The 20,390-nt window shown below is 66.8% G+C and carries 34 protein-coding genes; all 34 read left to right on the top strand.

Annotated elements, in window-relative coordinates; all coding sequences use genetic code 11:
- Nucleotides 1-101: 101 nt before the first annotated feature.
- The 34 genes from JJV70_RS10100 (at nucleotide 102) to JJV70_RS09935 (ending at nucleotide 20,378) form a co-directional block, all read left to right on the top strand.
- Entirely contained in the window at nucleotides 102-455 is a 354-nt protein-coding gene (locus JJV70_RS10100; RefSeq protein ID WP_219047484.1) for a hypothetical protein, read from the top strand.
- A 27-nt stretch (nucleotides 456-482) separates the two neighbouring features.
- The gene (locus JJV70_RS10095; protein WP_219047483.1) at nucleotides 483-1,070 is read left to right on the top strand and encodes a hypothetical protein; all 588 of its coding nucleotides are present in this window, start codon (nucleotides 483-485) and stop codon (nucleotides 1,068-1,070) included.
- A gap of 66 nt (nucleotides 1,071-1,136) precedes the next feature.
- The gene (locus tag JJV70_RS10090; protein ID WP_219047482.1) at nucleotides 1,137-1,664 is read left to right on the top strand and encodes a hypothetical protein; all 528 of its coding nucleotides are present in this window, start codon (nucleotides 1,137-1,139) and stop codon (nucleotides 1,662-1,664) included.
- Between the two features lie 331 nt (nucleotides 1,665-1,995).
- Nucleotides 1,996-3,135 (top strand): hypothetical protein, encoded by a 1,140-nt coding sequence (locus JJV70_RS10085; protein WP_219047481.1) that lies wholly within the window; start codon nucleotides 1,996-1,998, stop codon nucleotides 3,133-3,135.
- A 647-nt stretch (nucleotides 3,136-3,782) separates the two neighbouring features.
- Nucleotides 3,783-4,091 carry a 30S ribosomal protein S10 gene (gene rpsJ / locus JJV70_RS10080; protein WP_016473429.1) on the top strand — a complete coding sequence of 103 codons (309 nt, stop codon included), beginning with the start codon at nucleotides 3,783-3,785 and terminating at the stop codon, nucleotides 4,089-4,091.
- Between the two features lie 13 nt (nucleotides 4,092-4,104).
- Nucleotides 4,105-4,749, top strand: a complete 645-nt coding sequence (gene rplC / locus JJV70_RS10075; protein WP_219047480.1) for a 50S ribosomal protein L3 — start codon at nucleotides 4,105-4,107, stop codon at nucleotides 4,747-4,749.
- Between the two features lie 4 nt (nucleotides 4,750-4,753).
- The gene (gene rplD / locus JJV70_RS10070; RefSeq protein WP_219047479.1) at nucleotides 4,754-5,437 is read left to right on the top strand and encodes a 50S ribosomal protein L4; all 684 of its coding nucleotides are present in this window, start codon (nucleotides 4,754-4,756) and stop codon (nucleotides 5,435-5,437) included.
- Nucleotides 5,437-5,769: a 50S ribosomal protein L23 gene (gene rplW / locus JJV70_RS10065; RefSeq protein WP_219047478.1), complete on the top strand. Its 333-nt coding sequence runs from the start codon at nucleotides 5,437-5,439 to the stop codon at nucleotides 5,767-5,769. Before rplD ends, rplW begins: the two co-directional genes overlap by 1 nt.
- 39 nt (nucleotides 5,770-5,808) lie before the next feature.
- The gene (gene rplB, locus JJV70_RS10060) at nucleotides 5,809-6,645 is read left to right on the top strand and encodes a 50S ribosomal protein L2 (protein ID WP_191209741.1); all 837 of its coding nucleotides are present in this window, start codon (nucleotides 5,809-5,811) and stop codon (nucleotides 6,643-6,645) included.
- A 14-nt stretch (nucleotides 6,646-6,659) separates the two neighbouring features.
- Nucleotides 6,660-6,941, top strand: coding sequence for a 30S ribosomal protein S19 (gene rpsS, locus JJV70_RS10055; RefSeq protein WP_111601023.1), 282 nt, complete (start codon nucleotides 6,660-6,662; stop codon nucleotides 6,939-6,941).
- A gap of 43 nt (nucleotides 6,942-6,984) precedes the next feature.
- Nucleotides 6,985-7,332 carry a 50S ribosomal protein L22 gene (gene rplV, locus JJV70_RS10050; protein ID WP_219047641.1) on the top strand — a complete coding sequence of 116 codons (348 nt, stop codon included), beginning with the start codon at nucleotides 6,985-6,987 and terminating at the stop codon, nucleotides 7,330-7,332.
- Nucleotides 7,332-8,159: a 30S ribosomal protein S3 gene (gene rpsC, locus JJV70_RS10045; RefSeq protein WP_219047477.1), complete on the top strand. Its 828-nt coding sequence runs from the start codon at nucleotides 7,332-7,334 to the stop codon at nucleotides 8,157-8,159. Before rplV ends, rpsC begins: the two co-directional genes overlap by 1 nt.
- A 5-nt stretch (nucleotides 8,160-8,164) precedes the next feature.
- A complete protein-coding gene (rplP, locus tag JJV70_RS10040; protein WP_219047476.1) occupies nucleotides 8,165-8,584 on the top strand; it encodes a 50S ribosomal protein L16 in 420 nt (139 codons plus the stop codon).
- Nucleotides 8,584-8,808 (top strand): 50S ribosomal protein L29, encoded by a 225-nt coding sequence (gene rpmC, locus JJV70_RS10035; RefSeq protein ID WP_219047475.1) that lies wholly within the window; start codon nucleotides 8,584-8,586, stop codon nucleotides 8,806-8,808. Before rplP ends, rpmC begins: the two co-directional genes overlap by 1 nt.
- The gene (gene rpsQ, locus JJV70_RS10030) at nucleotides 8,808-9,113 is read left to right on the top strand and encodes a 30S ribosomal protein S17 (RefSeq protein WP_219047474.1); all 306 of its coding nucleotides are present in this window, start codon (nucleotides 8,808-8,810) and stop codon (nucleotides 9,111-9,113) included. Before rpmC ends, rpsQ begins: the two co-directional genes overlap by 1 nt.
- A 100-nt stretch (nucleotides 9,114-9,213) precedes the next feature.
- The gene (rplN, locus tag JJV70_RS10025; protein ID WP_006376015.1) at nucleotides 9,214-9,582 is read left to right on the top strand and encodes a 50S ribosomal protein L14; all 369 of its coding nucleotides are present in this window, start codon (nucleotides 9,214-9,216) and stop codon (nucleotides 9,580-9,582) included.
- 2 nt (nucleotides 9,583-9,584) lie between these two features.
- A complete protein-coding gene (gene rplX, locus JJV70_RS10020; RefSeq protein WP_219047473.1) occupies nucleotides 9,585-9,908 on the top strand; it encodes a 50S ribosomal protein L24 in 324 nt (107 codons plus the stop codon).
- Entirely contained in the window at nucleotides 9,908-10,471 is a 564-nt protein-coding gene (gene rplE / locus JJV70_RS10015) for a 50S ribosomal protein L5 (protein WP_219047472.1), read from the top strand. Before rplX ends, rplE begins: the two co-directional genes overlap by 1 nt.
- A gap of 1 nt (nucleotide 10,472) precedes the next feature.
- The gene (locus tag JJV70_RS10010) at nucleotides 10,473-10,658 is read left to right on the top strand and encodes a type Z 30S ribosomal protein S14 (protein WP_219047471.1); all 186 of its coding nucleotides are present in this window, start codon (nucleotides 10,473-10,475) and stop codon (nucleotides 10,656-10,658) included.
- A gap of 231 nt (nucleotides 10,659-10,889) precedes the next feature.
- Entirely contained in the window at nucleotides 10,890-11,288 is a 399-nt protein-coding gene (gene rpsH / locus JJV70_RS10005) for a 30S ribosomal protein S8 (protein ID WP_219047470.1), read from the top strand.
- A gap of 23 nt (nucleotides 11,289-11,311) precedes the next feature.
- A complete protein-coding gene (rplF, locus tag JJV70_RS10000; RefSeq protein WP_219047469.1) occupies nucleotides 11,312-11,851 on the top strand; it encodes a 50S ribosomal protein L6 in 540 nt (179 codons plus the stop codon).
- 3 nt (nucleotides 11,852-11,854) lie between these two features.
- On the top strand, nucleotides 11,855-12,238 hold the full coding sequence (gene rplR / locus JJV70_RS09995; protein WP_219047468.1) for a 50S ribosomal protein L18: 384 nt from the start codon (nucleotides 11,855-11,857) through the stop codon (nucleotides 12,236-12,238).
- Between the two features lie 68 nt (nucleotides 12,239-12,306).
- On the top strand, nucleotides 12,307-12,912 hold the full coding sequence (gene rpsE / locus JJV70_RS09990) for a 30S ribosomal protein S5 (RefSeq protein WP_219047467.1): 606 nt from the start codon (nucleotides 12,307-12,309) through the stop codon (nucleotides 12,910-12,912).
- Nucleotides 12,912-13,094, top strand: coding sequence for a 50S ribosomal protein L30 (gene rpmD, locus JJV70_RS09985; RefSeq protein WP_219047466.1), 183 nt, complete (start codon nucleotides 12,912-12,914; stop codon nucleotides 13,092-13,094). Before rpsE ends, rpmD begins: the two co-directional genes overlap by 1 nt.
- Nucleotides 13,095-13,096: 2 nt before the next feature.
- The gene (rplO, locus tag JJV70_RS09980) at nucleotides 13,097-13,558 is read left to right on the top strand and encodes a 50S ribosomal protein L15 (protein ID WP_219047465.1); all 462 of its coding nucleotides are present in this window, start codon (nucleotides 13,097-13,099) and stop codon (nucleotides 13,556-13,558) included.
- Nucleotides 13,559-13,773: 215 nt separating this feature from the next.
- Complete coding sequence (secY, locus tag JJV70_RS09975; protein ID WP_219047464.1) at nucleotides 13,774-15,090, top strand: preprotein translocase subunit SecY; 1,317 nt, start codon at nucleotides 13,774-13,776, stop codon at nucleotides 15,088-15,090.
- Complete coding sequence (locus JJV70_RS09970; RefSeq protein ID WP_219047463.1) at nucleotides 15,090-15,737, top strand: adenylate kinase; 648 nt, start codon at nucleotides 15,090-15,092, stop codon at nucleotides 15,735-15,737. The genes secY and JJV70_RS09970 overlap by 1 nt, the downstream gene beginning before the upstream one ends.
- 230 nt (nucleotides 15,738-15,967) lie before the next feature.
- A complete protein-coding gene (map, locus tag JJV70_RS09965) occupies nucleotides 15,968-16,813 on the top strand; it encodes a type I methionyl aminopeptidase (RefSeq protein ID WP_219047462.1) in 846 nt (281 codons plus the stop codon).
- A 294-nt stretch (nucleotides 16,814-17,107) separates the two neighbouring features.
- Complete coding sequence (gene infA / locus JJV70_RS09960) at nucleotides 17,108-17,329, top strand: translation initiation factor IF-1 (protein WP_003948620.1); 222 nt, start codon at nucleotides 17,108-17,110, stop codon at nucleotides 17,327-17,329.
- 56 nt (nucleotides 17,330-17,385) lie between these two features.
- A complete protein-coding gene (gene rpmJ, locus JJV70_RS09955) occupies nucleotides 17,386-17,499 on the top strand; it encodes a 50S ribosomal protein L36 (protein ID WP_003956441.1) in 114 nt (37 codons plus the stop codon).
- A 204-nt stretch (nucleotides 17,500-17,703) separates the two neighbouring features.
- Nucleotides 17,704-18,084: a 30S ribosomal protein S13 gene (gene rpsM / locus JJV70_RS09950; RefSeq protein ID WP_219047461.1), complete on the top strand. Its 381-nt coding sequence runs from the start codon at nucleotides 17,704-17,706 to the stop codon at nucleotides 18,082-18,084.
- A 66-nt stretch (nucleotides 18,085-18,150) separates the two neighbouring features.
- Nucleotides 18,151-18,555 (top strand): 30S ribosomal protein S11, encoded by a 405-nt coding sequence (rpsK, locus tag JJV70_RS09945; protein WP_004571845.1) that lies wholly within the window; start codon nucleotides 18,151-18,153, stop codon nucleotides 18,553-18,555.
- A gap of 26 nt (nucleotides 18,556-18,581) precedes the next feature.
- The gene (gene rpsD, locus JJV70_RS09940) at nucleotides 18,582-19,208 is read left to right on the top strand and encodes a 30S ribosomal protein S4 (protein ID WP_219047460.1); all 627 of its coding nucleotides are present in this window, start codon (nucleotides 18,582-18,584) and stop codon (nucleotides 19,206-19,208) included.
- 147 nt (nucleotides 19,209-19,355) lie between these two features.
- Nucleotides 19,356-20,378, top strand: a complete 1,023-nt coding sequence (locus JJV70_RS09935) for a DNA-directed RNA polymerase subunit alpha (protein ID WP_219047459.1) — start codon at nucleotides 19,356-19,358, stop codon at nucleotides 20,376-20,378.
- Nucleotides 20,379-20,390: the final 12 nt, after the last annotated feature.

Raw genomic sequence — 20,390 nt, 5'->3', positions numbered from 1 at the left:
AGTACGCCGTACCAGAGTACGTGTGTGGTGTGCCGTTGCGTGAGGGCGTCGTCCGCGCTGTCCTGCCGAGCGGAGCAAAGCTAGTTCAGTACGGTGAGTCGTTGCCGGAGAAGTACAACATCTGTGGCCTGCTGGTAGACGATAGGCCAGCGGTCAGATTTTCCTTCAGTAAGGAAGAAAAGTTTTATGACCCGTTGCATGAATATTCGAGAAATTTTCACAACGGTGAGAATATTCCTCTGAGTTTTACTGGTTCTGGCGCACTGGATGATGATTATGCGATAATTATCGCCGAGTGTGGACTGCCTGAACGCCCCTACGTTATCACCCATATACAGGTTCCCCCTCCGGGCGGAGTAACCGCCTCTGCTCCTCGAAGTGACTTGGAGCGTTTCGCCGTGGACTACATGGCCGGAGCTCTGCAGGAACTGAACTGCCCCTCTGCGGAGTCATGACCAGTGCGCTATGGCTCGCATGGTGCGGTGGAAGCGGTTTCCAGCCGGAATTGGCATACTCGGAATTTTACAACTGGCATCCTGGTGGTGTTGTTTTCGGCCAACTTCGCGACTGGCTGTGGTGAAAATCGGCAGCCTGAGGAACCGGTTTCTGTTTGTGGTGTCACTATGGATCAGAATCTATTCCCTGCACCACTTCAAGACGGTGAGGAATTTGAAGAAGCAGGTCCAGGGCTTCCCAGTGTTCGCGACACCTGCCTCATCGGAATTAAGGATAAACTGGATGCTCATCTCACTTTCAGTCCGGCAGTAAATTATTTTCATGACCCGGCGAAGAAAAAACTCAAAAACCGGGAAGTGGTGGAGCGGTTGCCTTTTCCGGGGAAAGCAGCATTCGGCGATGATAGTGCGATGGTGATTGCTGAATGTGCAGGTCTGCTCGATAAATACTTCATTGTGGACACCCGTTTCTGGGAAACGCCGACGGAGGGTATGGTGGAGCGGCGTGAGTACATCGAAGAATTCACAGTGCAGTTTACTCATGCCGCTTGGAAGAAGCTCCAGTGCGGCGCTGAGGGAAGCCTCGGAGAGGAAACGAGCCCTGCGGCCCAGTAGGCTACAGGTGGGCGGAACTCTTGGGCTATTCAGTCGCTTCACTGGGAAGGCTGGAGACAGGCGAACATGAAGCGCAGAGCGGGGTGGGCGATGGCACTTTTTTCGCTGCCCGGTATAACGAGTTGTGCATTCGAGGATGACAAATACGCGGTTCCGGACCGGGTGTGTGGCGTGCCGATGCGGGAGGAAGTGGTCCGTGCGCTTCTGACCGATGGAGAGGAGCTCACGCAAAGAGGGCACGCGCTGCCGGTGCAGTGGGATAACTGCACGTTGGAGGTTGACGGCGATCCAGAGGTTCGCATCACCTTCAGCCGGGAAAAAAAATTCCACCATCCCCTCGAAGAATATTCGGAAAAATTCAACAATGGGGAAGATATTGCTCTAGAATTCACAGGAAAAGGAGGAGTCGATAGCGACGATGCGGTGATTATCGCCAAGTGTGGTCTTGCGGAACGGCCCTATGTCATCGGAAAAGTAAGCCTGGCGCCGCCGTACGGGACCCCGCGCACTGCTCCGCCTGCTGATGTATCCCGGTTCCTTGTGGACTACATGGCTGGAGCTCTGCAGGAACTGGAGTGCCCCTCTGTGAAGTAATGGCGAGGCGCTATAGCCTGCTAGGGGCCTAAGATTCGGGAGAGGGGCTTCAGGGTGGAGCACTTTGAGAAAGCTGTGAATTTGGCAGTGGTGAACACCGCTGTCGTGATCTCCTCCTGCACGTAAAAATGTGACTTTGCGGGCGAGCGCAGTGTGGCACGATAGGCGAGTAGGTGGGCGGGTGTGGGGATCGCGCTGGGGAGAAAGTGATACCGGAGTGAGTGAAGAAGAGGGCGGGGACTGGGCTCGGCGGAATCAGAAGTGGTGGTTGCCCCTTCTGTGTGTGTCGATCTTGTTGTTCGTGGGGGTGCTCCCGGGGTGGGGTGGCCACATGAAGGAATGGTGGGTGGTGCGCCAGGCGTGCGGGGGCGAGCTGTCGTGGGATGACCTTGACACGGTGCGCACGGAGGAGTCGTTCGAGACGCAGCGCGAGTCCTTCGATGAGGAGGAAGGGACGTACCAGTGCTGGCTGGGAAATGAGGAGAACCGTGCCGTTGTGAGGGTGACGGCGTACCGCGCCGAAGCAGATGTTCCGATTCGCGTACCTCTTTACGGCTTGGCTTACGCGCCTCTTGCCCTGCTGCCGGGTGAGCTGCCCGGTGTGGAGGGACGCCACCACAGGGTGTACCTGATGCCCACGTGTCCGGGTGCTCGGGAGGATTCAGCGGGGGATCGCTCCAGACTGCTGGTGGAGACTCAGGTGGACTCGATCGAGAGCGATGCCGAACGGGCGGCCACGCTGCGGCTCGCGGTCCGCATGGCCAACATGGTCGCGGAGAAGTTCGAATGCGGGGGCGAACCGCTGACCGTGCCGTCCCAGGATGAACTTCCGGACCCGGGGACCTACGTGGCCCGGGCTGAGACCAAGGGCACCGCTTGCGATGCCCTCGCCACTGCCCGTGTGCCCGCTGAGGGCCGGGAAGGCACGGTGCGCATGGCCATAGCCGAGGGCGGAGTGATCGGGCGGTGCACTCTGTTCGCGCCGGACGAGGGCGGGCAGGGGGCTGCCGCTGGAAACGACCACCGGGGCGTGGGGGAAGCGCTGGTGGAGCTCACCACGTGGCGTGGTCACCTGGCCGGGGCGCTCGGTGTGCAGCAGTCGCCTCTCCGGCTGCTCACGGGGCACGATGACCCGGGAGAACCGTACCTGGGGCACAGCCAGGCATGGGCCGTCGCCGATTGTGACGGCGAGACTACCGCCTACGCCGCTGGCTGGGGCGAGTCCTACTTCCCGGAGTTGGAAGAAGAGGAGAGCGAGGGGCGCAAACGATTGTCCGAGGCGGAGGAGCAGAACGCGCGGGAGTTGCTGCGTGAGTACGTCACCGCGTTCGCGCAGGATCAGGTACGGCGGGAGGGGTGTACCGACCTGCGGTTGCCGGAGGAACCCGGGAGCGGGGACCCGGGACCGGAGGAACCCCGAGCCGGTGAGCCTGTGAAAAGTGCCGCTGGCTTCTTGAGGGCGGAGCCGTGAGGCGCTGCGGGGCCGGGTGAACCCGTTGCCGCCTCTGGACTGTCGCGCACGGTTCCGTCCGCGACGAGGGCACAGCTGCGCGGAGGTGTAGCGGCCAGGCAGGACGGCCATGCTCCCGCCCTCCGGGGGTGGCGCCCTCGGCCTCGTCGCTTCGACCCCGGCCCCCCGCCCCTTCGCCCCCGGCCCCCGGCCACCCCGCCCCGCCACCGGCGGCCCCCGCCCGCCGCCGGGTGGCGGGCGGGCGCGGGGCGGGCCTGCCTCCGGCAGGGGTCGGGGCGGGTGGGGAGGGCCACCCCGGGCCGATTGGCAACCCCTCTGTCCTGTATGGCACACTGTTCCGGTTGCTCGGTTGAGTGCCGATGCCGTGCGCCTCCCGCCGGGAGGACTGGAAGCGAGTCCCACGTATTCGTCGCCCCTCGTCAGGGGCGGAAGTACGGGAATCTTCCGGGAAGCGCGGGAGGGGCTTTTAACCAGGCACCCGGTGGGTCTCTTTCCCCCGGCTCCTCCCCATCGAGGGTTCCGCGTGAGCGGTGACGTACGAGAGGGGTTGCGACACGCCCGACCGCGTGGGTCGGAGGTCGCGGGCAGGGGGCCGAGGAAGCCGCCGGGTTCCAGAGCGTTACGAGAGACAGGACTACGAAGTAGCCATGGCGGGACAGAAGATCCGCATCCGGCTCAAGGCCTACGACCACGAGGTCATCGACAACTCGGCGAAGAAGATCGTCGAGACGGTGACCCGCACCGGTGCGTCGGTCGCAGGCCCGGTGCCGCTGCCCACTGAGAAGAACGTGTACTGCGTCATCAAGTCGCCGCACAAGTACAAGGACTCGCGCGAGCACTTCGAGATGCGCACCCACAAGCGTCTGATCGACATCCTCGACCCGACGCCCAAGACCGTTGACTCGCTGATGCGCCTGGACCTCCCGGCCGGCGTTGACATCGAGATCAAGCTCTGAGGGGTGCGGGAAGATGGCTAAGCAGATCAAGGGCCTCCTGGGCGAGAAGCTCGGCATGACCCAGGTCTGGGACGAGAACAACCGTGTCGTCCCAGTGACCGTCGTCAAGGCCGGGCCGTGTGTCGTCACCCAGGTGCGCACCGCAGACCGTGACGGCTACGGCGCCGTCCAGATCGCCTTCGGCGAGATCGACCCGCGCAAGGTGAACAAGCCCCTCAAGGGCCACTTCGCCCAGGCCGACGTCACGCCCCGGCGCCACCTCGTGGAGATCCGTACCGAGGACGCGTCCGAGTACACCCTGGGCCAGGAGATCACCGCTGAGGTGTTCGACTCCGGCATCAAGGTGGACGTGACCGGCAAGTCCAAGGGCAAGGGCACCGCCGGTGTCATGAAGCGGCACGGCTTCCACGGCGGCAAGGCGTCCCACGGCGCGCACCGCGTGCACCGCAAGCCGGGCTCCATCGGCGGCTGCGCCACCCCCGGCCGCGTCTTCAAGGGTATGAAGATGGCGGGCCGCATGGGTAACGAGCGGGTCACCACCCAGAACCTGACCGTCCACGCCGTTGACGCGGAGAAGGGACTGCTGCTCATCAAGGGCGCCGTCCCCGGTCCGAACGGCGGCCTCGTCCTGGTCCGTACTGCGGCCAAGGGGGCCTGAGGTAATGAGCACCATTGACATCCTTTCGCCGGCAGGCGACAAGGCCGGGACCGTCGAGCTCCCCGCGGAGATCTTCGACGCGAAGGTCAGCGTTCCGCTGATCCACCAGGTCGTCGTCGCCCAGCTGGCCGCTGCCCGCCAGGGCACGCACAAGACCAAGTCCCGTGGCGAGGTCCGCGGCGGTGGCAAGAAGCCGTACCGCCAGAAGGGCACCGGCCGCGCGCGCCAGGGTTCGATCCGGGCGCCGCAGTTCGCCGGCGGTGGCGTCGTGCACGGTCCCGTGCCGCGTGACTACTCCCAGCGGACCCCGAAGAAGATGAAGGCCGCCGCCCTGCGCGGTGCCCTCTCCGACCGGGCCCGCCACAACCGCGTCCACGTCGTCTCCGGCGTGGTCGAAGGCGACGTGTCCACCAAGGCCGCCAAGACCCTGTTCGGCAAGCTGACCGAGCGCAAGAACGTGCTCCTGGTCGCCGACCGGTCCGACGAGGCCGCGTGGCTGTCCGCCCGCAACCTGCCCCAGGTGCACATCCTGGAGCCGGGCCAGCTGAACACGTACGACGTGCTCGTCTCCGACGACGTGGTCTTCACCAAGGCCGCCTACGACGCCTTCGTCGCCGGGCCCGCCAAGGCCGCCAAGGCCACCGCTTCCGAGGCCGAGCTGAACGGCTCTGAAGGGAGCGACGCCTGATGAGCGAGGCAACCACCACCGCGGTGACCAGCGCGACGTTCACGGACCACCGGGACATCCTGCTCAAGCCCGTGGTCTCGGAGAAGAGCTACGCGCTGCTGGACGAGAACAAGTACACGTTCATCGTCCACCCGCGTGCCAACAAGACCCAGATCAAGCAGGCCGTCGAGGCGGTCTTCTCGGTCAAGGTCACCGGGGTCAACACGATCAACCGGCAGGGCAAGCGCAAGCGCACCCGCACCGGCTACGGCAAGCGCGCCGACACCAAGCGCGCCATCGTGACCCTCGCCGAGGGCGACCGTATCGACATCTTCGGCGGCCCGGTCTCCTAACGGAGGTCGAGTCGTCCGATATCGGACGAGGACTGAGAAATGGGTATCCGCAAGTACAAGCCGACGACTCCTGGCCGTCGTGGCGCCAGCGTCGCCGACTTCGTCGAGATCACGCGGTCCACGCCGGAGAAGTCGCTGGTCCGCCCGCTGCACAGCAAGGGCGGCCGTAACAACGCCGGTCGTGTGACCGTCCGCCACCAGGGCGGTGGCCACAAGCGCGCCTACCGCGTGATCGACTTCCGTCGGCACGACAAGGACGGCGTGCCGGCCAAGGTCGCGCACATCGAGTACGACCCCAACCGCACCGCGCGCATCGCGCTGCTGCACTACGCCGACGGCGAGAAGCGCTACATCCTCGCGCCGCGCGGCATCCAGCAGGGCGACCGGGTGGAGAACGGCCCCGGGGCCGACATCAAGCCGGGCAACAACCTGCCGCTGCGCAACATCCCGGTCGGTACGACCATCCACGCCATCGAGCTGCGGCCCGGCGGCGGCGCGAAGTTCGCCCGCTCCGCGGGTGCCGCCGTGCAGCTGCTGGCGCGGGAGGGCTCCATGGCCCACCTGCGCATGCCGTCCGGTGAGATCCGCCTGGTTGACGTCCGCTGCCGCGCCACCGTCGGCGAGGTCGGCAACGCCGAGCAGTCGAACATCAACTGGGGCAAGGCGGGCCGCAAGCGCTGGCTGGGCGTCCGCCCGACCGTCCGCGGCGTCGTGATGAACCCGATCGACCACCCGCACGGTGGTGGTGAGGGCCGGACCTCCGGTGGACGCCACCCGGTGTCCCCGTGGGGTCAGAAGGAAGGACGTACGCGCTCGCCGAAGAAGGCCAGCAACAAGTACATCGTCCGCCGCCGCAAGACGAACAAGAAGCGCTAGGAGGCGGGTTTTCGATGCCGCGCAGTCTCAAGAAGGGGCCCTTCGTCGACGACCACCTGATCAAGAAGGTGGACACGCAGAACGACGCAGGCTCCAAGAACGTCATCAAGACCTGGTCCCGCCGCTCGATGATCGTCCCGGCCATGCTCGGCCACACGATCGCGGTGCACGACGGCCGCAAGCACGTCCCGGTGTTCGTCACCGAGTCGATGGTCGGCCACAAGCTCGGCGAGTTCGCGCCGACCCGCACCTTCCGCGGCCACGTGAAGGACGACCGCAAGTCGCGTCGTCGCTGATCGGCGGAGTGCAACGACTATGACTGACACCGAAGGGACAACCATGGAAGCCAGGGCCCAGGCGCGCTATGTGCGCGTCACGCCCATGAAGGCCCGCCGGGTGGTGGACCTTGTCCGTGGCATGGACGCCACGGAGGCTCAGGCGGTCCTGCGTTTCACTCCGCAGGCCGCGAGCGTGCCGGTAGGCAAGGTGCTCGACAGCGCCATCGCCAACGCCGCGCACAACTACGACCACACCGACGCCAGCACCCTGTTCGTCAAGGAGGCTTACGTCGATGAGGGCCCGACCCTGAAGCGTTTCCGTCCGCGCGCCCAGGGTCGCGCCTACCGGATTCGCAAGCGGACCAGCCACATCACGGTGGTCGTCGGAGCCAAGGAAGGGACCCGGTAATGGGCCAGAAGGTTAACCCGCACGGGTTCCGCCTCGGCATCACCACGGACTTCAAGTCCCGCTGGTACGCCGACAAGCTCTACAAGGACTACATCAAGGAAGACGTCGAGATCCGCCGCCTGCTCACGCAGGGCATGGAGCGGGCCGGCATCTCCAAGGTGGAGATCGAGCGCACCCGCGACCGCGTGCGCGTGGACGTGCACACCGCGCGTCCGGGCATCGTCATCGGCCGCCGTGGCGCCGAGGCGGAGCGCATCCGGGGCAAGCTGGAGAAGCTCACCGGCAAGCAGATCCAGTTCAACATCCTTGAGGTGAAGAACCCGGAGCTGGACGCTCAGCTGGTGGCCCAGGCCGTCGCCGAGCAGCTGTCCTCCCGCGTCTCCTTCCGTCGCGCCATGCGCAAGAGCATGCAGTCGACGATGAAGGCCGGGGCCAAGGGCATCAAGATCCAGTGCGGCGGCCGTCTCGGCGGTGCTGAGATGTCGCGCTCGGAGTTCTACCGCGAGGGCCGGGTGCCGCTGCACACGCTCCGCGCGAATGTCGACTACGGCTTCTTCGAGGCCAAGACCACCTTCGGCCGCATCGGCGTCAAGGTGTGGATCTACAAGGGCGACGTGAAGAACATCGCCGAGGTCCGTGCCGAGAACGCCGCCGCGCGCGCCGGTAACCGTCCCTCCCGTGGCGGCAGCGACCGTCCGCGCCGGGGTGGCGGTGGCGGCGAGCGCCGTGGCCGCAAGCCGCAGCAGCAGCAGGCTGCCGCCGAGGCCCCCAAGGCCGAGGCGCCTGCCGCCGCCGCTCCGGCTGAGAGCACCGGACAGGAGGCCTGACCGCCATGCTGATCCCCCGCAGGGTCAAGCACCGCAAGCAGCACCACCCCAAGCGGTCCGGAATGGCCAAGGGCGGTACCGAGGTCGCGTTCGGCGAGTTCGGCATCCAGGCCGTGACGCCCGCCTACGTGACGAACCGGCAGATCGAGGCCGCTCGTATCGCCATGACGCGTCACATCAAGCGTGGTGGCAAGGTCTGGATCAACATCTACCCGGACCGTCCGCTGACCAAGAAGCCCGCCGAGACCCGCATGGGTTCCGGTAAGGGTTCGCCGGAGTGGTGGGTCGCGAACGTCAAGCCCGGCCGGGTGATGTTCGAGCTGTCCTACCCGAACGAGAAGATTGCTCGTGAGGCGCTTACCCGCGCTGCTCACAAGCTTCCGATGAAGTGCCGGATCGTGCGGCGCGAGGCAGGTGAGTCGTGATGGCGGCCGGTACCAAGGCCAGCGAGCTGCGTGAGCTGAACAACGAGGAGCTCGTTGGAAAGCTGCGCGACGCCAAGGAGGAGCTGTTCAAGCTCCGCTTCCAGGCGGCTACCGGTCAGCTGGAGAACAACAGCCGGCTGAAGGCCGTCCGCAAGGACATCGCCCGGATCTACACCCTGATGCGGGAGCGCGAGCTCGGCATCGAGACGGTGGAGAGCGCCTGATGAGCGAGACGAATGTGACTGAGAACAACAGCGGCTCCGCCGCGGGCAACGAGCAGCGCGGCTTCCGCAAGACCCGCGAGGGTCTGGTCGTCAGCGACAAGATGGACAAGACCGTCGTCGTCGCCGTCGAGGACCGCGTCAAGCACGCGCTGTACGGCAAGGTCATCCGCCGTACCAACAAGCTCAAGGCGCACGACGAGCAGAACGCCGCCGGTGTCGGCGACCGCGTTCTCCTGATGGAGACCCGGCCGCTGTCCGCCACCAAGCGCTGGCGCGTCGTCGAGATCCTCGAGAAGGCCAAGTAATTCCCGAAGGCAGCAGCCTTCTGGACAGTTCCGCCAGGCTCGGCGGGGGACGTCGTAGGGCGTCCCCCGCCGGGAACCGGCAGACGATCAGGAGAAAGACGTGATCCAGCAGGAGTCGCGACTTCGCGTCGCCGACAACACGGGGGCGAAGGAAATCCTTTGCATCCGTGTGCTCGGTGGTTCGGGTCGCCGCTACGCGGGCATCGGGGATGTCATCGTGGCCACCGTCAAGGACGCGATCCCCGGTGGCAACGTGAAGAAGGGTGACGTCATCAAGGCGGTCATCGTGCGCACCGTCAAGGAGCGCCGCCGCCCGGACGGCTCGTACATCCGCTTCGACGAGAACGCCGCCGTCGTCCTCAAGAACGACGGTGACCCCCGCGGCACCCGTATCTTCGGCCCCGTGGGCCGTGAGCTGCGCGAGAAGAAGTTCATGAAGATCATCTCGCTCGCGCCGGAGGTGCTGTGAGCATGAAGATCAAGAAGGGCGACCTGGTTCAGGTCATCACCGGCAAGGACAAGGGCAAGCAGGGCAAGGTCATCCGGGCCTTCCCCCGCGAGGACCGGGTTCTGGTCGAGGGTGTCAACCGGGTCAAGAAGCACACGAAGGCCGGCCAGACCGCGCGCGGTTCCAAGACCGGCGGCATCGTGACGACCGAGGCCCCCATCCACGTGAGCAACGTGCAGCTCGTGGTGGAGGCCGACGGCAAGAAGGTCGTCACCCGCGTCGGCTACCGCTTCGACGAGGACGGCAACAAGATCCGCGTTGCCAAGCGGACCGGTGAGGACATCTGATGGCTGCCACCACCACGAACGCCCCGCGCCTCAAGCAGCGCTACCGCAGCGAGATCCAGGACAAGCTGCGTGACGAGTTCAGCTACGGCAACGTCATGCAGATCCCGGGTCTTACCAAGATCGTGGTCAACATGGGTGTGGGCGACGCCGCCCGCGACTCCAAGCTGATCGAGGGCGCCATCCGCGACCTCACCACGATCACCGGCCAGAAGCCGGCCGTGACCAAGGCCCGCAAGTCCATCGCGCAGTTCAAGCTGCGCGAGGGCCAGCCGATCGGCGCGCACGTGACGCTGCGCGGCGACCGGATGTGGGAGTTCCTCGACCGCCTGCTGTCGCTCGCGCTGCCGCGCATCCGCGACTTCCGCGGTCTGTCCCCGAAGCAGTTCGACGGACGCGGGAACTACACCTTCGGTCTCACGGAGCAGGTCATGTTCCACGAGATCGACCAGGACAAGATCGATCGGGTCCGGGGCATGGACATCACCGTGGTCACCACGGCGACCAACGACGAGGAGGGCCGCGCCCTGCTGCGTCACCTCGGCTTCCCGTTCAAGGAGAACTGACATGGCGAAGAAGGCTCTGATCGCCAAGGCCGCTCGCAAGCCGAAGTTCGGTGTGCGCGCGTACACCCGCTGCCAGCGCTGCGGCCGTCCGCACTCCGTCTACCGCAAGTTCGGCCTGTGCCGCGTGTGCCTTCGCCAGATGGCGCACCGCGGCGAGCTGCCGGGCGTGACCAAGAGCTCCTGGTAATCCCGCACGGGATTCCCCAGGGCTCTCGGTAAGCATCTGGACGGCGGGGGCCCGGCCCGCATGGCTTAGGCTGTGCGGGTTGGGCGCCCGCCGCACGGGCCGCCCGCGGGCGGAGCCCGCTATGAACGCTTACTACGCCGTAGGTCCCCGCACCGCACCCGTCCCGCCACTGAGTGGGGAGAGGGATGGAGCAGACAGGAAACCCCGGCGAGAGAGGCCGAAGGCCATCACATGACCATGACCGATCCGATCGCAGACATGCTGACGCGTCTGCGGAACGCGAACTCGGCGTACCACGACACCGTCGAGATGCCGCACAGCAAGATCAAGTCGCACATCGCGGAGATCCTCCAGCAGGAGGGTTACATCACCGGCTGGAAGGTCGAGGACGCCCAGGTGGGCAAGAACCTCGTCCTGGAGCTGAAGTTCGGGCCGAACCGCGAGCGCTCGATCGCCGGCATCAAGCGGATCTCGAAGCCGGGTCTTCGGGTCTACGCAAAGTCCACCAACCTGCCGAAGGTGCTCGGCGGCCTGGGCGTGGCGATCATCTCCACGTCGCACGGGCTCCTCACCGACAAGCAGGCCGGCAAGAAGGGCGTGGGCGGGGAAGTCCTCGCCTACGTCTGGTAACGGAAGGGAACGGAGGAAAAGCCATGTCGCGAATCGGCAAGCTCCCCATCCAGGTTCCCGCCGGTGTGGACGTCACCATCGATGGCCGGACGGTCAGCGTGAAGGGCCCCAAGGGCTCCCTCACGCACACGGTCGCCGCGCCCATCGAGGTCGCCAAGGGCGAGGACGGCACGGTCGCCGTCTCCCGCCCGAACGACGAGAGCCGGAACAAGGCCCTGCACGGCCTGTCCCGCACGCTGGTGGCGAACATGATCACTGGCGTGACCGAGGGTTTCGTCAAGAAGCTGGAAATCAGCGGTGTGGGTTACCGCGTCCAGGCCAAGGGCTCCAACCTGGAGTTCGCACTCGGCTACAGCCACCCGGTGCTGGTCGAGGCCCCCGAGGGCATCACCTTCAAGGTGGAGTCCCCGACCCGTTTCCAGGTCGAGGGCATCGACAAGCAGAAGGTCGGCGAGGTCGCGGCGAACATCCGCAAGCTGCGCAAGCCCGACCCGTACAAGGCCAAGGGCGTCAAGTACGAGGGCGAAGTCATCCGCCGCAAGGTCGGAAAGGCTGGTAAGTAAGCCATGGCATTCGGCGTGAAGATCGCCAAGGGCGACGCCTACAAGCGGGCCGCCATCAAGCGGCGCCACATCCGCGTCCGCAAGAAGGTCTCCGGAACTGCCGAGCGTCCGCGCCTGGTCGTGACCCGGTCCAACCGGCACATGGTGGCGCAGGTCATCGACGACATCGCGGGCCACACCGTGGCCTCCGCCTCGTCGATGGACGCCTCCATCCGCGGCGCCGAGGGCGACAAGAGCGCCCAGGCCAAGCAGGTGGGCGCCCTGGTCGCCGAGCGGGCCAAGGCCGCCGGTGTGGAGGCCGTCGTGTTCGACCGCGGTGGCAACAAGTACGCCGGGCGCATCGCCGCCCTGGCCGACGCCGCCCGCGAAGCCGGGCTCAAGTTCTAAAGCCGCCCGTCTCGGCAGCGACCGCGGGTCGCTTCCGTAGCTAGCGGACAAAGAGAGAGGTAATTCCAATGGCTGGACCCCAGCGCCGCGGTGGCGGCGCCGGTGGCGGCGAGCGGCGGGACCGTAAGGACCGGCGGGACGGTGGCGCTGCCGCCGAGAAGACCGCGTACGTCGAGCGGGTCGTCGCGATCAACCGCGTCGCCAAGGTTGTGAAGGGTGGTCGTCGCTTCAGCTTCACCGCGCTGGTCGTGGTGGGCGACGGTGACGGCACCGTGGGTGTCGGATACGGCAAGGCCAAGGAGGTGCCGGCCGCCATCGCCAAGGGCGTTGAGGAGGCCAAGAAGCACTTCTTCAAGGTCCCCCGCATCCAGGGCACCATCCCGCACCCGATCCAGGGTGAGGAGGCGGCCGGTGTCGTGCTGCTCAAGCCGGCGTCCCCCGGTACCGGTGTGATCGCCGGTGGCCCGGTGCGTGCCGTGCTGGAGTGCGCGGGCATTCACGACGTGCTGAGCAAGTCGCTCGGCTCGTCCAACCCGATCAACATCGTGCACGCCACGGTGGCCGCTCTGCGGGGCCTGCAGCGTCCCGAGGAGATCGCCGCCCGCCGTGGCCTGCCGCTGGAGGACGTCGCGCCCGCCGCCCTGCTGCGGGCCCGTGCCGGGGTGAACGCGTGATGGCTCAGCTCAAGATCACTCAGAGCCGTTCCGTGATCGGCACGAAGCAGAACCACCGTGACACGCTGCGGTCCCTCGGGCTCAAGCGCGTCAACGACGTGGTCGTCAAGGCGGACCGCCCCGAGGTGCGCGGCATGGTGCACACCGTGCGTCACCTCGTGACGGTCGAGGAGGTTGACTGAAGATGGCTGCTCAGGATGGCAAGCCGCTGAAGGTCCACAACCTCCGTCCGGCCCCGGGTGCCAAGACCACCAAGACCCGCGTCGGTCGTGGTGAGGCGTCCAAGGGTAAGACGGCTGGTCGTGGCACCAAGGGCACCAAGGCCCGTTACCAGGTTCCCGAGCGCTTCGAGGGCGGGCAGATGCCGCTGCACATGCGGCTGCCCAAGCTCAAGGGCTTCAAGAACCCGTTCCGCACCGAGTACCAGGTCGTCAACCTGGACAAGCTCGCCTCCCTCTACCCCGAGGGTGGCGAGGTCACCGTGGCCGACCTGGTCGCCAAGGGTGCCGTGCGCAAGAACAACCTCGTCAAGGTGCTGGGCACCGGCGAGATCTCCGTGGCGCTGACCGTGACCGTTGACAAGGTCTCGGGCTCCGCCAAGGAGAAGATCACCGCCGCGGGCGGTACCGTCACCGAGCTCGTCTGAGCACGGTGACACGATGACGCGACCGGGGATGTCTGGGAACAGGCATCCCCGGTTGGTCGTTCCACGGGCGGGCTCCGCGCCGGTAAGGTGACGGGCACTGCCCTTGACGGCACGCGGCCGCCCGTCGCGGGCCGCCGCAGTCACCACCGTCGTATCCGTTCTTAACAGACCGTCACCCTCTCGCGCTCCGCCGCGCGGGAGCCGCAGGAGGTACCGTGCTCGGCGCGTTCACCCGGGCGTTCAAGACGCCCGACCTGCGCAAGAAGCTGCTGTTCACGCTGGGCATCATCGTGCTCTACCGGCTGGGGGCCCAGGTCCCCATCCCCGGGGTCAGCTACCAGAACGTTCAGATCTGTCTGGACGCCGCGCAGAACGGCGGTAGCGATCTGCTCGGCCTGGTGAACATGTTCAGCGGCGGCGCACTGCTGCAGGTCACGATCTTCGCCCTGGGGATCATGCCGTACATCACGGCGAGCATCATCCTGCAGCTGCTGGTCGTGGTCATTCCCCGGCTGGAGGCCCTGAAGAAGGAGGGCCAGGCCGGTCAGGCCAAGATCACCCAGTACACCCGCTACCTGACGGTGGCCCTCGCCGTCCTCCAGGGCACCGGCCTGGTGGCCACCGCCCGCAGCGGCACCCTCTTCCAGGGCTGCCCCGTCGGCGACCAGATCGTGCCGAACGACTCGGTATTCACGATCGTCACCATGGTCATCGTCCTGACCGCCGGCACCGCGCTCGTCATGTGGCTGGGTGAGCTGGTCACGGACCGCGGCATCGGCAACGGCATGTCGATCCTGATGTTCGTCTCCATCGCGGCCGGTTTCCCCGGCGCGCTGTGGGCGATCAAGGAACAGGGCGAGCTGGCGAACGGCTGGATCGAGTTCGGCGTCGTCATCCTGGTGGGCCTGGCGATGGTCGGCCTGGTGGTCTTCGTGGAGCAGGCGCAGCGCCGCATTCCGGTGCAGTACGCGAAGCGCATGATCGGCCGCCGTTCATATGGTGGGACGTCCACCTACATTCCGCTCAAGGTGAACCAGGCGGGTGTGATTCCCGTCATCTTCGCCTCGTCGCTGCTCTACATCCCGGCGCTCATCGTTCAGTTCAGCGGGTCGCAATCGGGCTGGGCGGACTGGATTCAGCGGAACCTGACGAGCCAGGAGTCGCCGATTTACGTCAGTGTGTACTTTTTGCTCATCGTCTTCTTCGCCTTCTTCTACGTCGCCATCTCCTTCAACCCCGAAGAAGTTGCAGACAACATGAAGAAGTATGGTGGCTTCATCCCGGGTATCCGGGCCGGTCGCCCCACGGCGGAGTATCTGAGCTACGTACTGAACCGCATCACGTGGCCCGGGTCGATCTACCTCGGTCTGATCGCCCTGGTCCCGACGATTGCGCTCATTGGCTTCGGCGCCAACCAGAACTTCCCCTTCGGCGGTACCAGCATCCTCATCATCGTGGGTGTCGGCCTGGAGACTGTGAAGCAGATCGAGAGCCAGCTCCAGCAGCGCAACTACGAAGGGTTCCTCCGCTGATGCGTATCGTCCTCGTCGGGCCGCCTGGTGCGGGCAAGGGCACGCAGGCCGCGTTGCTCGCCAAGAATCTCGGCATTCCGCACATCTCCACCGGCGACCTGTTCCGCGCGAACATCTCGCAGGACACGGAGCTGGGCCGCCGCGCGCAGGAGTACATGCGCGCGGGTGACCTGGTGCCGGACGAGATCACGATCGGCATGGCGAAGGCCCGCATGGAGCAGCCGGACGCCGCCGCCGGCTGGCTGCTGGACGGTTTCCCCCGCAACCTGGTCCAGGCCGAGGCGCTGGACGGGCTGCTGCGGGACGCCGATCAGGCGCTGGACTCCGTGCTGGACCTGGAGGTCCCCGAGGACGAGGTGGTCAAGCGCATCGCGGGCCGCCGCATGTGCCGCAACGACAGCGGGCACATCTTCCACGTCGCGTACACGCCGCCGAAGGAGCCGGGCGTGTGTGACACGTGCGGCGGCGAGCTGTACCAGCGTGACGACGACCGCGAGGAGACGGTGCGGCGCCGGCTGGAGGTCTACCACAGCGAGACCGAGCCGATCATCGACTACTACAAGGCCCAGGGCCTGGTCACCACCCTCTCCGCGCTCGGCCCCGTGGCCGACGTCACCCAGCGCGCGCTGAAGGCGCTGCGGGACTGACCGCGCCGTCGCTCCCGCACGCCGGACGGGCTGAACACCACGCGGTGTTCAGCCCGTCCGGCGTTTGCGCACCACAGCCGGGGCGACACCCCCGAGCGGTCGGAGCCCGGGACTGCGGCGGCCCCCGGGGTTCCGGGGAGGGGCGGATGGGCGGGGCGCCGTATGGTGGAGAGAATGTGGCCGCCAAACGAGCGCGGCCGTGGTGAGTGAGCAGGAAGGCGTCAGCCGCGATGGTGGAGATCAAGACCCCGGAGCAGATCGCGAAGATGCGGGCGGCGGGGCTGGTGGTCGCCGCCATGCACCGGGCCTGTAAGGAGGCCGCGGTACCGGGCGCCACGACGAAGGACCTGGACGAGGTCGCGGCGAAGGTGCTGGCCGAGCACGGGGCCAAGCCGAACTTCCTGGGGTACGGCGGTTTCCCCGGCAACATCTGCACGTCGGTGAACGACGTCGTCGTGCACGGCATCCCGGACCGGGAGACGGTACTGAAGTCCGGTGACATCGTCTCGATCGACGCGGGCGCGATCGTGGACGGCTGGCACGGGGACGCCGCGCTCACGGTGTTCGTGGGGGAGGGGCACGCGCCGGAGCTGGTGGAGCTGAGCCGCGTCACCGAGGAGAGCCTGTGGGCCGGGATCGCCGCGTTCCGGCGGGGCGCGCGGCTGATGGAGGTCACGCGCGCGATCGAGGGCTACGTGCGGCGGCAGCCGCGTCCGGCCAGCGGCAAGTACGGGATCATCGAGGACTACGGCGGCCACGGCATCGGCAGCGAGATGCACATGGACCCGCACCTGCTGAACTACGTGGACCGGCGGCGCCTGGTCGGGCGGCACAACCCGAAGCTGGTCACCGGCATGTGCCTGGCGATCGAGCCGATGCTGTCACTGGGGACGCCGAAGACGCACGTCCTGGGTGACGACTGGACGGTGAAGACGGACGACGGGTCGTGGTCGAGCCACTGGGAGCACTCGGTGGCGCTGACCGAGCGGGGGCCGCTGGTGCTGACCGCCGTGGACGGCGGCAAGGCGAAGCTGGCGGAGCTGGGCGTGACGGCCGCGCCCGACCCGCTGGGCTAAGGCGTGCGCTGGAAGCCCGGGGCGCGCTGACCACCCGGGCTTCCCAGCCTGCGGCGGGGGCTCCCGGCCTGCGGGCGCCCGCCCCCAGCTCCCCGGCCTGCGGGCGCCCGCCCCCAGTGCCCCGGTCGGCGGCTCCCGGCCCCGGGCTTCCCGTTTCGGCGGCCCCTGCGGTGGGGATACTCCCGATTTCGGGAATCGCGGGGCGGTGGCGTAGACTGATGCGTCGGTCCCGGTGTACCCGTATGCCCGGGGCCGAGCCCAGGTAGCCGATCCCGGAAGGTGAAAGCCTCAAGCATGGCCAAAAAACAAGGGGCCATCGAAATCGAGGGCACCGTTGTCGAGTCTCTGCCGAACGCGATGTTCAAGGTGGAGCTTCAGAACGGTCACCAGGTCCTCGCGCACATCAGCGGCAAGATGCGGATGCACTACATCCGTATCCTTCCTGACGACCGGGTCGTGGTGGAGCTGTCTCCCTACGACCTGACGCGTGGACGGATCGTCTACCGCTACAAGTAGATCGTGCCCTCACCTCGCCCACGAGGTGGTGGCCTGACCCGGAGAACCTCAATTCCATGAAGGTCAAGCCGAGCGTCAAGAAGATCTGCGACAAGTGCAAGGTGATCCGCCGCCACGGCCGGGTCATGGTCATCTGCGACAACCTGCGCCACAAGCAGCGCCAGGGCTGACGCACGCCGCCGTTACCTCGCACCCGCAGTTCTTCGCGCGACGCACGCGACACGTACATACGCAGTCACCCGACCCCCCGCGTCCAGCGCGTGGGGACGACACCCCCGGTCGGAGGCCGGGGACCCGGCTCGTGAGCCCCCGTGCGGGCCTTACGGGAACGGTGCTGCGGAAGACCTCCGAGACACACATCAGGAGCCACATCCATGGCACGCCTCGAAGGCGTTGACCTTCCGCGCGAAAAGCGCGTGGAGGTCGGTCTCACCTACGTTTTCGGCATCGGCCGCAGCCGGTCCCGGGAGATTCTGGGCGCGACGGGCATCAACCCCGACACCCGCGTCCGTGACCTCTCCGAGGAGGAGATGGTCAAGATCCGCGAATACGTGGACGCCAACCTCCGCACCGAGGGTGACCTCCGCCGCGAGATCCAGGCCGACATCCGCCGCAAGGTCGAGATCGGCAACTACCAGGGTCTGCGCCACCGCCGGGGCCTGCCGGTCCGCGGCCAGCGCACCAAGACCAACGCCCGCACCCGCAAGGGCCCGCGTCGCGCCATCGCCGGCAAGAAGAAGCCGGGCAAGAAGTAGTCCGCACCGGACGCTGACAAGCGGTCCGAGTTGTAGGACCGACCACCTCCACGGGAGTAAACCTCTATGCCTCCGAAGGGCCGTACGGCCGGCGCCAAGAAGGTGCGCCGCAAGGAGAAGAAGAACGTCGCCCACGGGCACGCTCACATCAAGAGCACGTTCAACAACACCATCGTGTCCATCACCGACCCCACCGGCAACGTGATCTCCTGGGCTTCGGCCGGTCACGTGGGCTTCAAGGGCTCGCGCAAGTCGACGCCGTTCGCCGCGCAGATGGCCGCCGAGTCGGCCGCCCGCCGCGCGCAGGAGCACGGCATGCGCAAGGTCGATGTGTTCGTCAAGGGTCCCGGCTCCGGCCGGGAGACCGCGATCCGCTCGCTCCAGGCCACCGGCCTGGAGGTCGGTTCCATCCAGGACGTCACCCCGACCCCGCACAACGGCTGCCGCCCGCCGAAGCGTCGCCGCGTCTGACCAGCTGAAACAGGAGATCATCGACAATGGCGCGTTACACCGGGGCCGACTGCAAGCGTTGCCGTCGGGAGAAGCAGAAGCTCTTCCTCAAGGGAGCTAAGTGCGAGAGCGCGAAGTGCCCGATCGAGATCCGTCCTTACCCCCCGGGTGAGCACGGACGCGGGCGCACCAAGGACAGCGAGTACCTGCTGCAGAAGCGTGAGAAGCAGAAGTGCGCGCGGATCTACGGTGTCCTCGAAAAGCAGTTCCGCGGGTACTACAACGAGGCCAACAGGAAGTCCGGCAAGACCGGTGAGAACCTGCTGCGCATCCTGGAGACCCGGCTGGACAACGTGGTGTACCGGGCTGGCTTCGCCAAGTCCCGCGACCACGCCCGTCAGCTGGTGCGGCACGGCCACATCAACGTGAACGGCCGCAAGACGGACATCCCGTCGGCTCGGGTCACCCCGAACGACATCATCGAGGTCCGCGAAGCCTCCCGGAACATGACGCCGTTCCAGGTCGCCGTCGCGGAGGCCGGGGACAAGACCGTCCCGGCGTGGCTGGAGGTCATCCCCTCCCGCCTGCGCATCCTCGTGCACAGCCTGCCCGAGCGCCCGGTGATCGACACCCAGGTGCAGGAGCAGCTGATCGTCGAGCTGTACTCGAAGTAATCCGGGTAGCGCTCGCGGTCCGGGCGGTCCGCCGCGTGTTCGTTCACGGCGGGCCGCCCGTACCCTTGCAGTAGACCCCGGGTTCCGGTACCGGCCCGGGGAGTCCGGCATCAAATAGCGGTTGCCGAAGACTGGAGGCACATCCCCATGCTGATCGCTCAGCGTCCTTCCCTGACCGAAGAGGTCGTCGACGAGTTCCGCTCCCGGTTCGTGATCGAGCCGCTGGAGCCGGGCTTCGGCTACACCCTCGGTAACTCCCTGCGTCGCACGCTCCTCTCCTCGATCCCCGGTGCGGCTGTCACCAGCATCCGGATCGACGGCGTCCTGCACGAGTTCACCACCGTGCCGGGCGTCAAGGAGGACGTCACCGACCTCATCCTGAACATCAAGCAGCTCGTCGTCTCCTCCGAGCACGACGAGCCGGTCGTGATGTACCTGCGCAAGCAGGGCCCGGGCCTGGTCACCGCCGCCGACATCGCGCCGCCGGCCGGTGTCGAGGTGCACAACCCGGACCTGGTCCTGGCCACGCTGAACGGCAAGGGCAAGCTGGAGATGGAGCTGACGGTCGAGCGCGGCCGTGGCTACGTCTCCGCCGTGCAGAACAAGGCCGCCGGCCAGGAGATCGGCCGCATCCCGGTGGACTCCATCTACAGCCCGGTGCTCAAGGTCACCTACAAGGTCGAGGCGACCCGTGTCGAGCAGCGCACCGACTTCGACAAGCTGATCGTCGATGTCGAGACCAAGGAGTCGATGCGTCCGCGCGACGCCGTCGCCTCCGCCGGCAAGACCCTGGTCGAGCTGTTCGGCCTGGCCCGCGAGCTGAACGTGGACGCCGAGGGCATCGACATGGGCCCCTCCCCGACCGACGCCGCGCTCGCCGCCGACCTGGCGCTGCCGATCGAGGAGCTGGAGCTGACCGTCCGCTCCTACAACTGCCTTAAGCGTGAGGGCATCCACTCGGTGGGCGAGCTGGTGGCCCGCTCCGAGGCGGACCTGCTGGACATCCGCAACTTCGGCGCGAAGTCCATCGACGAGGTCAAGGCCAAGCTGCACGGCATGGGCCTGGCGCTCAAGGACAGCCCCCCCGGGTTCGACCCGACCGCCGCCGCCGACGCCTACGGCGCCGACGACGACGCCGACCAGGGCTTCGTCGAGACCGAGCAGTACTGAGCCCAGTACCGC

The organism is Streptomyces sp. JJ66 (assembly GCF_019303495.1).
Taxonomy (GTDB): Bacteria; Actinomycetota; Actinomycetes; order Streptomycetales; family Streptomycetaceae; genus Streptomyces.
The sequence above is the reverse complement of the archived record's forward strand: the minus strand, read 5'-3'. Positions and strand labels throughout refer to the sequence as shown.

Bases quoted from the DNA above. Each gene is read 5' to 3' on its own strand.
- JJV70_RS10090 (WP_219047482.1), top strand. From the start codon at position 1,137: ATGAAGCGCAGAGCGGGGTGGGCGATGGCACTTTTTTCGCTGCCCGGT.
- JJV70_RS10085 (WP_219047481.1), top strand. From the start codon at position 1,996: ATGAAGGAATGGTGGGTGGTGCGCCAGGCGTGCGGGGGCGAGCTGTCG.
- rpsJ (WP_016473429.1), top strand. From the start codon at position 3,783: ATGGCGGGACAGAAGATCCGCATCCGGCTCAAGGCCTACGACCACGAG.
- rplC (WP_219047480.1), top strand. From the start codon at position 4,105: ATGGCTAAGCAGATCAAGGGCCTCCTGGGCGAGAAGCTCGGCATGACC.
- rplD (WP_219047479.1), top strand. From the start codon at position 4,754: ATGAGCACCATTGACATCCTTTCGCCGGCAGGCGACAAGGCCGGGACC.
- rplW (WP_219047478.1), top strand. From the start codon at position 5,437: ATGAGCGAGGCAACCACCACCGCGGTGACCAGCGCGACGTTCACGGAC.
- rplB (WP_191209741.1), top strand. From the start codon at position 5,809: ATGGGTATCCGCAAGTACAAGCCGACGACTCCTGGCCGTCGTGGCGCC.
- rpsS (WP_111601023.1), top strand. From the start codon at position 6,660: ATGCCGCGCAGTCTCAAGAAGGGGCCCTTCGTCGACGACCACCTGATC.
- rplV (WP_219047641.1), top strand. From the start codon at position 6,985: ATGGAAGCCAGGGCCCAGGCGCGCTATGTGCGCGTCACGCCCATGAAG.
- rpsC (WP_219047477.1), top strand. From the start codon at position 7,332: ATGGGCCAGAAGGTTAACCCGCACGGGTTCCGCCTCGGCATCACCACG.
- rplP (WP_219047476.1), top strand. From the start codon at position 8,165: ATGCTGATCCCCCGCAGGGTCAAGCACCGCAAGCAGCACCACCCCAAG.
- rpmC (WP_219047475.1), top strand. From the start codon at position 8,584: ATGGCGGCCGGTACCAAGGCCAGCGAGCTGCGTGAGCTGAACAACGAG.
- rpsQ (WP_219047474.1), top strand. From the start codon at position 8,808: ATGAGCGAGACGAATGTGACTGAGAACAACAGCGGCTCCGCCGCGGGC.
- rplX (WP_219047473.1), top strand. From the start codon at position 9,585: ATGAAGATCAAGAAGGGCGACCTGGTTCAGGTCATCACCGGCAAGGAC.
- rplE (WP_219047472.1), top strand. From the start codon at position 9,908: ATGGCTGCCACCACCACGAACGCCCCGCGCCTCAAGCAGCGCTACCGC.
- JJV70_RS10010 (WP_219047471.1), top strand. From the start codon at position 10,473: ATGGCGAAGAAGGCTCTGATCGCCAAGGCCGCTCGCAAGCCGAAGTTC.
- rpsH (WP_219047470.1), top strand. From the start codon at position 10,890: ATGACCATGACCGATCCGATCGCAGACATGCTGACGCGTCTGCGGAAC.
- rplF (WP_219047469.1), top strand. From the start codon at position 11,312: ATGTCGCGAATCGGCAAGCTCCCCATCCAGGTTCCCGCCGGTGTGGAC.
- rplR (WP_219047468.1), top strand. From the start codon at position 11,855: ATGGCATTCGGCGTGAAGATCGCCAAGGGCGACGCCTACAAGCGGGCC.
- rpsE (WP_219047467.1), top strand. From the start codon at position 12,307: ATGGCTGGACCCCAGCGCCGCGGTGGCGGCGCCGGTGGCGGCGAGCGG.
- rpmD (WP_219047466.1), top strand. From the start codon at position 12,912: ATGGCTCAGCTCAAGATCACTCAGAGCCGTTCCGTGATCGGCACGAAG.
- rplO (WP_219047465.1), top strand. From the start codon at position 13,097: ATGGCTGCTCAGGATGGCAAGCCGCTGAAGGTCCACAACCTCCGTCCG.
- JJV70_RS09970 (WP_219047463.1), top strand. From the start codon at position 15,090: ATGCGTATCGTCCTCGTCGGGCCGCCTGGTGCGGGCAAGGGCACGCAG.
- map (WP_219047462.1), top strand. From the start codon at position 15,968: ATGGTGGAGATCAAGACCCCGGAGCAGATCGCGAAGATGCGGGCGGCG.
- infA (WP_003948620.1), top strand. From the start codon at position 17,108: ATGGCCAAAAAACAAGGGGCCATCGAAATCGAGGGCACCGTTGTCGAG.
- rpmJ (WP_003956441.1), top strand. From the start codon at position 17,386: ATGAAGGTCAAGCCGAGCGTCAAGAAGATCTGCGACAAGTGCAAGGTG.
- rpsM (WP_219047461.1), top strand. From the start codon at position 17,704: ATGGCACGCCTCGAAGGCGTTGACCTTCCGCGCGAAAAGCGCGTGGAG.
- rpsK (WP_004571845.1), top strand. From the start codon at position 18,151: ATGCCTCCGAAGGGCCGTACGGCCGGCGCCAAGAAGGTGCGCCGCAAG.
- rpsD (WP_219047460.1), top strand. From the start codon at position 18,582: ATGGCGCGTTACACCGGGGCCGACTGCAAGCGTTGCCGTCGGGAGAAG.
- JJV70_RS09935 (WP_219047459.1), top strand. From the start codon at position 19,356: ATGCTGATCGCTCAGCGTCCTTCCCTGACCGAAGAGGTCGTCGACGAG.